Origin of the sequence: Streptomyces araujoniae, from assembly GCF_050871195.1 — a bacterium.
In the GTDB taxonomy this organism is placed as follows: domain Bacteria; phylum Actinomycetota; class Actinomycetes; order Streptomycetales; family Streptomycetaceae; genus Streptomyces; species Streptomyces bacillaris.
This window is the reverse complement of sequence record NZ_CP194070.1, coordinates 410,705-423,364: the sequence shown is the minus strand read 5'-3', so window position 1 is coordinate 423,364 and position 12,660 is coordinate 410,705. Positions and strand designations below refer to the sequence as shown.

Here is a 12,660-nt window from a genome sequence, read left to right as displayed (position 1 = left end):
CGTCGTCGATCTTCACGTACGGCGCTGTGGTCGGGGCGCCCGGGTCGCTCGTCACCGAACGATCCCGGGTGCCCTGCCGGCACTCCCGGACGCGCCCTCGGCGGAAGCCCGCTCAGAGGCGGGTGGCGGGAAGCGGTTCCACATCGTAGGGAGTGGAGCCGGGCGTACGGACGGACCGAGTGCGGATCAGGGGCAGCGCCGCGCGGAGGTCCGTGCCGAGGTAGTGCAGGGAGTTGATACCGCGCGACTCCCAGACGGGGAACTCCCCGTCCGCGTCGCGTGAGGCGCTGTTCCACAGCAGGGCATCGCCGTTCTCGCTCCACGCGAACACCTCCAGAGCGGCCGCCAGGTTCCAGTCGCCGTCCGGTTCCACCATCCAGTCGTACGCCTCGTTCTCTCCGTCCCGGTAGCTCGCGCGGAGACGTCGCGTGAGCTGGGCGCCTCGACCGTGCAGGCCGTCGGCGTATCCCGGGTGGACCGGCGGGTAGACCAACCACAGACCGAAGAGGCGTCCCCACCCCGCGTGGCGGACGAACGCGCGATAGGAGGCGGGGAGCCCCTCGCCGTCCGCGAAGCGGTATCCGTCCAGGGTGTCGAAGTCGATGTGCTCGACCGTCGGAGCATCCGGACGACGCAGCTCGGTTATCGGATCGCTGACCATGTCGTGGATGCTAGCGACCGCGCAGAACCGGAGACGAGGCTGCCGCTCCTCCGGGCCGCGGCTGCCGCTGTTCCGGTTCCTGCGGCTCCTACGGGCTTCCGAGACTCCTGCGGCGGCGTGAGCCGTGGGCCCGGCGTCTCCGCGGGCTGTCCGGCGGCGGGGCGGGGGAGGCGGACCGTGCGGCGGTGCGGTCGTTCGGTTGGTTGCCGGCGGGGCGGGGAGCCACCGGGCCGCGCCGACCGTGCCGTTCCCCGGGCCGGTCCACCGTTCGACCGTGATCCGGACCTCCGGACCTCCGGCCCTCGCCCCGGCCCCCGGCCCCCGGCATCCCGGACCTCCGGCCCTCGCCCCGGCCCCCGGCCCCCCGGCCCTCGTTCCGATCCGGGCCCCGGTGGTCCGTGGTCAGAGGTCAGATGTCAGAGGTCAGCGGAGCACGGTCGCGAGGATGACCTTCCCGCCGTCCGGCGACTCCTGGACCGTGACCTCCCGGGCCAGCCGCCGGATCATCGGCCAGCCGAAGCCGCCCGTGCGGCCGGTCAGGTCGGGTGTGCGGTCCTGAGGCTGCACCGGGCTCGGGTCGCTGATCCGGACATGGATGCCACTCCGGTCCGCGGTGAGCCAGAGCCCGGTGACCGCGCCCGCGTGCCGGATGGCGTTGGTGACCAGCTCCGAGACGAGGAGCAGCAGGTTCTGCACCACGTGGGCGGCCGGCGCGGGGTGCAGCCGCGCCACGAAGCCGGTGACGGCGTCCCGTGCGTCGGCGGCCCTCTCCGGCCTGCAGACGTAGTCGGTGCGGGTCTCCCCGTCCGGCGAAAGTGTCATCAGCATGCGGTCGTTCATGGCGGTCACCCCGTCGCGTGAGCTTTCTGGCTGAAGAACCGGATACCCCCGGGACGGCGTTTCATGGAGCGTGCCCGGGGCGGGCGGACGGCGCGGGCCACCCCCGGGACGGCGGGGCGGGACCGGCGGGCCCCAGCGTGCCGCCGTTTTCTATCGTTGAAAATTCTCTGTGCACGACCGTTGTGCAGTGTTTGGTGTTGTGGCTCAATGTTCGACTATGTGCAGTGCCTCGCCGGTTCGAGGCACTCCCCGGCTCTGCGACGAGGACGACGCCTTGAGACGACAACACCCGCGCCACCGTGCCCTGTTCAGGGCCCTCACCTGCGCCGCCGCGCTCCTGATACCGGCCGGCGCCACCCTGGTCCCGGCGGCGGCCGCCCCCGCCACCCCCGCTCCCGCCGCCGTGACGGCCTTCGCGGCGGACGACCCGGTCACCGATGTGCGGGGGCTGAAGGGCGAGTACTTCCGCATGTCCGCCCCGGGCGCCCGGGACTTCGCCGAACTCGGCGCCACCGTCCTGGACCCCGAGATCGATTTCCCCGGCCTCACCGGCACCTTCGAGTCGGCGACCGGGCAGACCGAGCACACCACCGCCCGCTGGACCGGACAGCTCGAAGCCCCCGAGACCGGGACGTACACCTTCTCCGCCATCGGTGACAACGGCTTCCGGCTCTTCCTCGACGGCAACGTTGTCATCGACCACTGGCAGCCCGACTGGGACAACGAGCGGCACAGCGAGCCGATCGCCCTGAAGGCGGGCGAGAAGCACGACTTCAAGCTGGAGATGTTCCAAGACGTCGGCGGCGCCAGCATGTTCCTGCGCTGGCAGAGCGACACGGTCAAGAAGCAGATCGTGCCCGAGTCCGCCTTCACCCCGCCCGCCGACTTCGAGGTCTACCCGGTCGCCCTGAGCGTCGCGCGGAACGGCAAGCGCCTCCAGGCCACCTTCAAGGACCGGGTCGGCCATCACGGCAAGGTGAAGGACCACCTCAAGATCGAGGTCGACACCTCGCCGATGCCGGTGAAGGCGGTGCGGCGGGCCTCGGACAACCCCCGGGCGCTGATCGTCGACCTCGCCGCACCCGTTCTGAAGGACCAGCGGGTCAAGGTCGTCTACGACGGCAAGGGCGGGCTCACGTCCGGGTCCGAGACCGTGCCGGAGATCGGCCGCACGGCGAAGAACCTCTCCACCCACCGCCTCACCACCCCGTGGGGCGACAAGCTGGACGTGAACAACCCGCTGCCCGAGTACCCGCGCCCGCAGCAGGTCCGCGAGCGGTGGAAGAACCTCAACGGCCCGTGGGAGTTCGCCGGGGCGACCGAGGGCGAGCGGCCGGTCTTCGGCAGGAAGCTCGGTGAACGGATCATCGTGCCGTTCCCGGTCGAGTCCCAGCTCTCCGGCCTGGAGCGCGACGAGGACCACATGTTCTACCGCAAGCTCGTGACCGTCCCGAAGAACTGGCAGATCGCCCAGGGAGGCAAGAGCGGTGGCAAGGACGGCAAGGGCGGAGGCAAGGGCCAGCGGCTGAAGCTCAACTTCGACGCCGTCGACTACGAGTCCACCGTCTGGGTCAATGGCACCAAGGTCGCCGAACACACCGGCGGCTACACCGGGTTCAGTGCCGACATCACCGACGCGCTCAAGGGCACCGGCCCGCAGGAGATCGTCGTCGCCGTCACCGACACGACCGGTCCGAACCAGCCCAAGGGCAAGCAGTCGACCCGCCCCGGCGGCATCGTCTACACCCCGACCTCCGGCATCTGGCAGACCGTGTGGATGGAGCCGGTCGCGCCCGTCGCCATCGACTCCCTGACCACCACCCCGGACATCGACACCGGCCGCCTCGCCGTCACCGTCAACTCCGGCCAGGCGTCCCCCGATTCCCGTATCACCGCGGTCGCCCGCGACCGCAAGGGGAAGGCCGTCGGCACCGTCACCGGACCGGCCAACCGCAAGCTGAGCCTCCAGCTCAAGAACCCGCGCCTCTGGTCGCCCGACGACCCCTACCTGTACGACCTCGACGTCTCCCTCACCGACGGCCGCTCCAAGGACAGCGTCGAAAGCTACTTCGGCATGCGGCAGTTGAAGGTCGACAAGGTCGGCGGCTACCAGAAGCTCGTCCTCAACGGGAAGCCGTTCTTCTCTCTCGCCATGCTCGACCAGGGCTTCTGGCCCGACGGCCTGTACACCCAGCCCAGCGACGCCGCGCTCACCTTCGACCTGAAGGCGCAGAAGGACCTGGGCTTCAACGCCGTACGCAAGCACATCAAGGTCGAGTCGCCGCGCTGGTACTACCACGCCGACCGGCTCGGGCTGCTGGTGTGGCAGGACTTCGTCAACGCCGACATCGACAACGACTTGGGCAAGGACGCCTTCCTCACCCAGGGCAAGGAGTTGATGAAGCAGTTCCACAACTACCCCTCCATCAGCGGCTGGATCGTCTTCAACGAGGGCTGGGGCGAGTGGGACCGTACGGCGACCGGAGAGATCGCCGAGGAGGTCAAGGCGCTGGACCCGTCCCGCGTCGTCAACGCCCACAGCGGGGTCAACTGCTGTGCGTCCAAGGGTGACTCCGGCAAGGGCGAGATCATCGACCACCACGACTACGTGAACGACGACCCGGCCTTCCCGGACGACCGCCGCGCCGCGATGGACGGCGAGCACGGCGGCTTCACCCTCCGCACGCCGGGGCACATGTGGCCCGGCGCCCCGGCCAACATCTACTCCGGGGTCGCGGACAAGGCCGCCCTCACCGCCAAGTACGTCGACAACACCCGTACGTACTACCTCGCGGCGGCCGGAGCCGAACTGTCCGGCTCCGTCTACACCCAGGTCAGCGACCTGGAGAACGAGCTGAACGGGCTCTGGACCTACGACCGCCGCGAGATCAAGGTCGACCCCCGGCCGGTCCGGGAGATCAACCGCCAGGTCATCGCCGCCGGGGCCGAGGCCGGCGAGCGCGACGAACTCAAGGGCGGCGGCTCCTGGCCGCTCGACGAGAACAAGGGCACCACGGCCCGTGACAGCGGACCCAACAAGGCCCATCTCGCCCTGGAGGGCGGCGCGTCCTGGACACCCGGCGTCAAGGGATCCGCGCTGAAGTTCGACGGGGAGGGCCAGTACGCGCAGAGCGCCGGTCCCGTCGTGGACACCACGAAGGACTACACCGTCTCCGCGTGGGCCACCCTGGACGCCCTGCCCGGCAACTACGCCACCGTCGTCAGCCAGGACGGCCGCCGCACCGAGAACCCCTTCTATCTCCAGTACGGACAGGGCGCGTTCGCCTTCTCCACCCCGGGCGGCAAGCGCGCCCGCCTGGAGATCGTGCCGGAGACCGGGAAGTGGTACCACCTGGTCGGCGTCCGGCAGGGCGGCGAGGCGAAGCTGTACGTCGACGGGACGCTCGCCGCCACCACCGGGGCCGGACCCGCCGACGTGAGCACCGGCCCGCTCTCGGTCGGGCGCGCCCTCTACGGGGGTGCGAGGACCGACTTCTGGAAGGGGGCCGTCGACGAGGTCGGGGTGTACGACCGGGCCCTGACCGCCGACGAGGTGACCGCCCTCCACAGCGGCCGGAAGCCGTAGGAGGGGCTGTACGGGGCCGGTCCGGCGGCGCACGGAGTCTCTCCGCCGCTGCCGGGCGGGCCCGGGTATGGACATCCCTTTCCCGTTCATGCCGAGGGCTCCCCTCGGGGAGCCCTCGGGCTCCGAACGCGCCCTCGGAGAAGGCCGGTTGCGGCCCGCGGAGCCGGACCGTACGACGTGCGTACCGCCTCCCCGCCCCGCGGCCGGCACATTTTCGAAACGCATCGGCAGCGCTCTTGCCGCCCGTGCTCCACCGCCTATATAACGTTGTAAACCGAGCCGCCGACAGCCCCGGGCAGGCGCTCGCGACCGCTGTTCCCGCACGTCGGAGCAGGGGTGCGAGGGATGCCGTGGCATCAGTCCCCGAGCGGCCGCCGCCTCGTCCCGCATGCCCGACCGCACGCCGTCGCGCGTGCCGTCAACCCGCCAAGGAGCGTTCCGCGCATGATGATCCAGCGTCGACCCCGTACCCTCGCCGTGGCCTGCCTCCTCGCCGCCACCGCCACGCTGGCCGCCGCCGGCTGCGCCAAGTCGGAGACCTCGAACAGCGCGGGCGGCGACAGCAGCCAGGGCGCCCAGGAAGCCAAGTCCCCCGACTCCACCTCCGGTTCCGGCTGCTCGCTGGAGACCTACGGCGCGCCGAAGCTGGACCTCAAGGACGCGGTGGTCGGCTTCTCCCAGTCGGAGAAGGAGGCCAACCCGTTCCGGATCGCCGAGACCCAGTCCATCAAGGACGAGGCGAAGAAGGTCGGCGTCAAGAAGCTGCTCACCACCAACGCGCAGTCCCAGCTCTCCAAGCAGATCAGCGACATCCAGGACATGCTGGCGCAGGGCGCCCAGTTCCTCATCGTCGCCCCGCTCAACTCCGACGGTCTGGAGCCCGCGTTGAAGGCGGCGGCGGCCAAGAAGGTGCCCGTCCTCACCATCGACCGCAAGGTCAACTCCACCGCCTGCAAGGACTACGTGGCCTTCCTCGGCTCCGACTTCGTCGAGCAGGGCAAGCGCGCCGCCGACGCGATGATCAAGGTCACCGGCGGCAAGGGCAAGGTCGCGATCCTGCTCGGCACCTCCGGCAACAACGTCACCACCGACCGCACCAAGGGCTTCGTCGACCAGGTCGAGGCCGAGGCGCCCGGCCTGGAGATCGTCGCCCAGCAGACCGGCGAGTTCGCCCGCGACAAGGGCCAGCAGGTCATGGAGCAGCTCATCCAGTCCAAGCCCGACATCACCGCCGTCTACGCGGAGAACGACGAGATGGGCCTCGGCGCCCTCACCGCGATCAAGGCGGCCGGGAAGAAGCCCGGCAAGGACGTCAAGATCGTCTCGGTCGACGGCACCCGCAACGCCGTCCAGGCCCTGGCCGACGGCGAGTACAACGCGGTCATCGAGTCCAACCCGCGCTTCGGCCCGCTCGCCTTCGCCACCGCGCAGAAGTTCTACGCGGGCGAGGAGATCCCGGAGAACGTGATCATCACCGACCGGGAGTACGACGAGGCCAACGCCAAGGACTCGCTCGGCGGAGCCTACTGACCCCCGACCGGACGGCCGCCCGCCGCCGTGACGCACCCGGAATCCGGACGTCACGGCGGCCCGGCCCCACTCCCGTACCACCGGAAGGCCAGGATCCATGGCACCCACCGCAGCGACACCCCGGCACGCGGAGACCGCCGTCGCGGACCCCGTGCTCGAAGCCCGCTCGGTCAGCAAGCGGTTCCCCGGCGTCGTCGCCCTGGACGGCGTCTGCTTCTCGCTGCGCGCCGGGGAGACCCACGCGCTCGTCGGAGAGAACGGCGCCGGCAAGTCCACCCTCATCAAGGTGCTGACCGGCGTCTACCGGAGCGACGAGGGCGAGGTGAGGGTGGCGGGCACGCCGGTCCGCTTCGCCCGCCCCTTCGAGGCGCAGCAGGCCGGGATCTCCACCATCTACCAGGAGGTGAACCTCGTCCCGCTGATGAGCGTGGCGCGCAACATCTTCCTGGGCCGTGAGCCGAAGAACCGTTTCGGGCTCATCGACTTCGGCCGGATGAACCGCGAGGCCACCGGACTCCTCGACGGCTTCGGCGTCCGCGTCGACCCCAAGCGCCCCCTGCACACCCTGGGCATCGGCACCCAGCAGATGGTCGCCCTCGCCCGCGCGGTCTCCGTCAGGGCCCAGGTCGTCATCATGGACGAGCCCACCTCGTCGCTGGAGCCCCGCGAGGTCGAGACCCTCTTCCGGGTCATCGAGAACCTCCGGAACCAGGGCATCGCCGTCCTCTACGTCAGCCACCGCATGGACGAGCTGTACCGCGTCTGCGACCGGGTCACCGTCCTGCGCGACGGCCGCCACGTCCACACCGGCGACCTGGCCGGACTGGACCGGATGCGGCTCGTCTCGATGATGCTCGGCCGCGACCTGGCCGAGGTCCGCCGCGAGGGCCTCACCAACTTCGACACCGCCGGGCACGACGTGGCCCGCACCCCCGTCCTCACCGCCACCGGACTCGACCGCCGCCACCAACTCCACGGCATCTCCCTTGAGTTGTACGGGGGCGAGGTGCTGGGGCTCGGCGGGCTGCTGGGCTCCGGGCGCAGCGAGACCGCCAAGGCGCTGACCGGCGCCCTGCCCCTGGACGGCGGCGAGATCACCGTCGACGGCGAGCGCGTCGGCCGCCCCACCCCGGCCGCCGCCATCCGCGCGGGCATCAGCATGCTCCCCGAGGACCGCAAGGCCGAAGGGATCATCCCGCAGCTCTCCGTCCGCGAGAACATCGTCCTCGCCGCCATGCCCCGGCTCTCCCGGGGCGGGATCGTCTCCCGCGAGCGGCAGGACCGGATCGTCGACATCTTCATGAAGCGGCTGCGGATCAAGGCGGCCGGCCCCGAGCAGAAGGTCGGCGAACTCTCCGGCGGCAACCAGCAGAAGGTGCTGCTCGCCCGCTGGCTCTGCCTGGAGCCCAAGGTACTGCTGCTCGACGAGCCCACCCGGGGCATCGACGTCGGCGCCAAGGCCGAGGTGCAGAGCCTCATCGACGACCTCGCCCGCGAAGGGCTCGCCGTGCTGCTGATCTCCTCCGACATCGAGGAGCTGATCGAGGGCGCCGACCGCATCGTCGTGCTGCGCGGCGGTGCCGTCGCCGGCGAACTCGCGGGCGACGAGGTGGCGGAGAGCCGCCTCCTCGAAGTGCTCGCCGACCACACGCCCGGTGCCGCACCCGACTCCGCCAGCGCCGCCGAGCCGCCCGGCGACGTACCGGCCGGGGACGCGTCCGCCGACGGGCGCGCGCCCGGCGCCGTACCCGACGACCGACCACCGCACCCCGCGCCCGCCGACCGCACGCCCGAAGCCGGCGGGACGTCTCCCACCGGCCAGGAGGACCCCCGATGACCACCCAGGCCACCCTGGAACGCCCCGCGAGGCCACTGGCCCGGCTCCGCGACCCCGCCTGGTACCAGGAGTACGGCGTCTACGCGGCCGTCGCCGCCCTCCTGCTCTTCAACGCCGTCTTCACCGAGCACTTCATGACGGCCGACAACCTGCGCACCCAGCTCGTCCAGGTCGCCCCCATCGTCATCGTCGCACTCGGCATGGCCCTGGTCATCGGCACCGAGGGCATCGACCTCTCCGTCGGCTCCACCATGGCGCTCGCCGCCGCCCTCCTCCCGCTCTACCTCGGATACGGGCTGGTGCCCGGCCTCGTCGTCGCGCTGCTCGCCGGAGCGGTCGTCGGGGCCGTCAACGGGTCGCTGGTCTCGCTCGTCGGGCTGCAACCCATCGTCGCCACCCTCGCCCTCTTCGTCGGCGGCCGGGGCCTGGCACTGGTGCTGGCCGACGGCCAGCTGAAGCAGATCGTCAACCCCGACCTGCTTGCCCTCGGCACCGGCTCCTTCCTCGGCATCCCGCTGGTCGTCCTCATCGCGGGCGTCCTCGCGCTCGCCGTCGCCTTCCTGGTGCAGCGCACCACCTTCGGCCGCCAGATCGTCGCCATCGGCGGCAACCGCCCCGCCGCCGTCCTCTCCGGACTGCCCGTCAAACGCGTCCTGATCGGCGTCTACGTCCTCTGCGGCACGATGGCCGCGCTCGCCGGGATCCTCGCCACCGCCCGGCTCACCGCCAGCGACCCGTCCTCGCTCGGCACCCTCATGGAACTCTCCGCGATCACCGCGGTCGTCGTGGGCGGCACTCCGCTCAACGGCGGCTCCATCCGGGTGCTCGGGACCGTCGCGGGCGCCCTGCTGATGCAGCTCCTGCGCGCCACCCTCGTCAAGCACGACCTGCCCGACTCCACCGCACAGATCGCCCAGGCGGCCATCATCATCGCCGCCGTCTACGTCGCCCGGGAGCGTCGGTCCCGATGAAGAACACCACCTCACCCGCCCCGGCCCCCCAGGTGCCGGCGCCGCTCAAGAACGCCCCCTCACGCCCCGTACCGCACCCCGGGCGCACCACCGGCGCCCGCGTGGGCGAACTCCTCCAGCGGCAGGGCGTCCTGGCGGTCCTGCTGACCGTGATCCTCATCGCCTCGTTCGTCTACCCGTCCTTCGCCAGCGTCGACAACGCCCGGGGCGTCACCATCCAGGCCTCGTTCCTCGCGATCGTCGCCCTCGGCATGACGCTGGTCATCATCACCGGCGGCATCGACCTCTCCGTCGGCTCCGTCTTCGCCCTCGGCGGGGTCCTCGCCGCCTGGGCCTCGCAGTGGGGCTTCTTCCCCGCCCTGCTGGTGCCCCTGGTGGTCTGCGGGGCGATCGGGCTGGTCAACGGGTTGCTGATCGCCCGCGCCGCCATGGCCCCCTTCATCGTCACCCTCGCCACCCTCCTCGCCGCACGCGGCCTCCTGCTCGCCTTCACCGACGAGGGCGCCACCACCTACCTGGTCCCCAAGGAGTCCGCCTTCGCGGAGCTGGGCCAGGGCAGCGTCTGGGGGTTCGGCTACCCGATCCTCGTCGCACTGGCCCTCTTCGGGGCGGGCGGACTGCTGCTCCAGCGCACCTCGTTCGGCCAGACGCTCTTCGCCGTCGGCGGCAGCAGCGACGCCGCCACCCTCATGGGCCTGCCCGTCGCCCGGACGAAGATCCTCGTCTACACCCTCAGCGGACTGCTCGCCGGACTCGCCGGAGCGCTCAACGCCGCCCGGCTCTCCTCCGGCGTCACCATCATCGGCGTCGGCATGGAACTCGACGCGATCTCCGCCGTCGTCATCGGCGGCACCCTCCTCATCGGCGGCGCCGGTTCGATCAGCGGCACCCTCTGGGGCGTCCTGCTGCTCGCCGTGATCCAGAACCTCATCAACCAGATCGGCTCCCTCAACTCCTCCTACCAGTCGGTGGTCAGCGGCGGCTTCCTTATCGTTGTCGTGGTGGCGCAGCGTTACCTCGCGCGCAGCCGGAGAACCACCTGAACCGGACGGACCGGACGGGAACCAGCCGAACCGAGTACAAGGAGTGCCGTGGGCGTCAGCCTCAAGGACGTGGCTCAGCGGGCGGGCGTGTCGATCAAGACCGTGTCGAACGTGGTGAACAACTACCAGCACGTCACCCCCAAGATGCGGGCCAAGGTGCAGCAGGCCATCGACGAGCTGGGCTACCGGCCCAACCTCACCGCCCGCCATCTGCGCAAGGGCCGCACCGGCATCATCGCGCTGGCCGTCCCCGAGTTCGGCAACCCCTACTTCGCGGAGCTGGCCGGTGAGGTGGTCGACGCCGCCGCCCGCCACGACTACACCGTCCTGGTCGACCACACCGGGGGTCTGCGCGAGAAGGAGCTGCTGGTCAGCCAGGGGTTCCGGTCCCATGTCATCGACGGGCTCATCCTCAGCCCCATCCACCTGGAGACCGAGGACCTGATGGCCCGCACGGAGACGGCACCGCTGGTGCTGCTGGGGGAGCGCGAGTACGAGGCCCCGTACGACCACATCGCCATCGACAACGTGGCCGCCGCCCGCGAGGCCGTCGCCCACCTGATCGCCCTCGGCCACCGCCGGATCGCCTTCCTCGGCTCCCGTACCGGCCGCGAACGCCAACCCGCCCACCTGCGGCTGCGCGGGTGGCGCGAGGAGCTGACCGCCTCCGGCATCGCACCGGACGACTCCCTCGTGGTCGTCACCGACGGCTACGGGAGGGAGGACGGGGCCGCCGCCATGGCCTCCCTCCTGGACCGCGGCATTCGGCCCGACGCCGTCTTCGCGTACAACGACCTGATCGCCATCGGCGCCATGCGCACCATCACCGAACGCGGCCTCACCATCCCGGGCGACATCGCCGTCGTCGGCTTCGACGACATCGAGGAGAGCCGGTACGGCACCACCACCCTCACCACCATCGCCCCCGACAAGGCCGCCATCGGCCGGCTCGCCGTCGACAGCCTCGTCGAACGGCTCGCCGGCACCGCCGAGGCCGAACCCCGGCGCCCGCGCCCCGGCCACCGCCTCGTCGTCCGCGAATCCACCGGCCCCCGCCGTTCCCGCTAGACGTCGTCCACCCCCGAGGACCCCCATGCCCACTGTGCACCGCACCCCGTTCGGCCACGTCCACGGACGGACGGAGACCGACCTCTGGACCCTGGACTCGGGCAACGGAGTGCGAGCCGAGATCCTTGACCACGGCGGCATCCTGCACAGCCTCACCGTGCCGGACACCGACGGCGTCCCCGGACCGGTCGTCCGCTCCCTGCCCGCCCTCGACGACTACACCGACAAGGACAACCCCTACTTCGGGGCGATCGTCGGCCGGTACGCCAACCGCATCGCCCACGGCCGCTTCACCCTAGACGGCACCACGCACCACATCCCCGCCAACGACCGGGGCCACGCCCTGCACGGCGGCCCGGAGGGCTTCCACACCCGGAGCTGGCAGGCGGAGGGCGACCGTACGGACTCCGCCGCCCGCCTCCGCCTCACCCTGCACAGCCCCGACGGCGACATGGGCTTCCCCGGGGCGCTCGACGTCACCGCCACCTACACCCTGGACACCGCCGGCACCCTCGCCCTGGAGTACACGGCCACCACCGACCGGCCCACCGTCGTCAACCTCACCCACCACGCCTACCTCAACCTCGGCGCCGACGACATCCTCGGCCACACCCTCCAGGTCGACGCCGACCACTACCTCCCCGTCGACCCCGACTCCATCCCCGACGGCCCCCCGCTCCCCGTCACCGGCACCCCCTTCGACCTCACCACCCCGCGCCCGCTGGGTGAACGCCTGGCTCGGGAACACCCCCAACTCGCCCTGGCCGGAGGGTTCGACCACTGCTGGGTGCTGCGCGGAGAGAACCCCGCGACGCTCCGCCGGGCCGCCCGCCTCACCGCCCCCGGCGACCGGCGCACCCTCGAACTCTGGACCACCGAACCCGGGCTCCAGGTCTACACCGCCAACCAGCTCGACGGGGCCTTCACCGACGGCACCGGCCGCCCCCATCAGCGCCACGGCTCCCTCTGCCTGGAGACCCAGCACCTGCCCGACTCGCCCAACCGCCCCGACCACCCCAGCACGGTTCTGCGCCCCGGCGAGACCCTGCGCAGCCGCACCGAATGGCGCTTTCCGCACCTGGGCGCCGGGAAGTAACGGGCCGCGACCCGCCGCACGCGCGAGG

General features: G+C 71.3%; 9 protein-coding genes. 7 read left to right on the top strand and 2 right to left on the bottom strand.

Annotation, left to right across the window (positions count from 1 at the left end; translation table 11 throughout):
• Nucleotides 1–112: 112 nt before the first annotated feature.
• Both ACQ9ZG_RS01665 and ACQ9ZG_RS01660 read right to left on the bottom strand, forming a co-directional pair.
• On the bottom strand, nt 113–661 hold the full coding sequence (locus ACQ9ZG_RS01665) for a hypothetical protein (protein ID WP_109917522.1): 549 nt from the start codon (nt 659–661) through the stop codon (nt 113–115).
• A 423-nt stretch (nt 662–1,084) separates the two neighbouring features.
• Nucleotides 1,085–1,501, bottom strand: a complete 417-nt coding sequence (locus tag ACQ9ZG_RS01660) for an ATP-binding protein (RefSeq protein WP_181398234.1) — start codon at nt 1,499–1,501, stop codon at nt 1,085–1,087.
• Between the two features lie 274 nt (nt 1,502–1,775).
• On the opposite strand from ACQ9ZG_RS01660, the gene ACQ9ZG_RS01655 reads away from it, so the two are divergent.
• From ACQ9ZG_RS01655 to ACQ9ZG_RS01625, 7 genes are all read left to right on the top strand, one after another.
• Complete coding sequence (locus ACQ9ZG_RS01655; RefSeq protein ID WP_109915372.1) at nt 1,776–5,087, top strand: LamG-like jellyroll fold domain-containing protein; 3,312 nt, start codon at nt 1,776–1,778, stop codon at nt 5,085–5,087.
• Nucleotides 5,088–5,531: 444 nt separating this feature from the next.
• Nucleotides 5,532–6,617 carry an ABC transporter substrate-binding protein gene (locus ACQ9ZG_RS01650; protein ID WP_109915373.1) on the top strand — a complete coding sequence of 362 codons (1,086 nt, stop codon included), beginning with the start codon at nt 5,532–5,534 and terminating at the stop codon, nt 6,615–6,617.
• 97 nt (nt 6,618–6,714) lie between these two features.
• Nucleotides 6,715–8,454 (top strand): sugar ABC transporter ATP-binding protein, encoded by a 1,740-nt coding sequence (locus tag ACQ9ZG_RS01645; RefSeq protein ID WP_499279709.1) that lies wholly within the window; start codon nt 6,715–6,717, stop codon nt 8,452–8,454.
• A complete protein-coding gene (locus tag ACQ9ZG_RS01640) occupies nt 8,451–9,425 on the top strand; it encodes an ABC transporter permease (RefSeq protein ID WP_028417289.1) in 975 nt (324 codons plus the stop codon). Before ACQ9ZG_RS01645 ends, ACQ9ZG_RS01640 begins: the two co-directional genes overlap by 4 nt.
• Entirely contained in the window at nt 9,422–10,468 is a 1,047-nt protein-coding gene (locus ACQ9ZG_RS01635; RefSeq protein WP_028417288.1) for an ABC transporter permease, read from the top strand. Before ACQ9ZG_RS01640 ends, ACQ9ZG_RS01635 begins: the two co-directional genes overlap by 4 nt.
• A 48-nt stretch (nt 10,469–10,516) precedes the next feature.
• Nucleotides 10,517–11,536 carry a LacI family DNA-binding transcriptional regulator gene (locus ACQ9ZG_RS01630; protein WP_028417287.1) on the top strand — a complete coding sequence of 340 codons (1,020 nt, stop codon included), beginning with the start codon at nt 10,517–10,519 and terminating at the stop codon, nt 11,534–11,536.
• A gap of 25 nt (nt 11,537–11,561) precedes the next feature.
• Entirely contained in the window at nt 11,562–12,632 is a 1,071-nt protein-coding gene (locus ACQ9ZG_RS01625) for an aldose epimerase family protein (RefSeq protein ID WP_109917546.1), read from the top strand.
• The last annotated feature ends 28 nt before the right edge of the window (nt 12,633–12,660 follow it).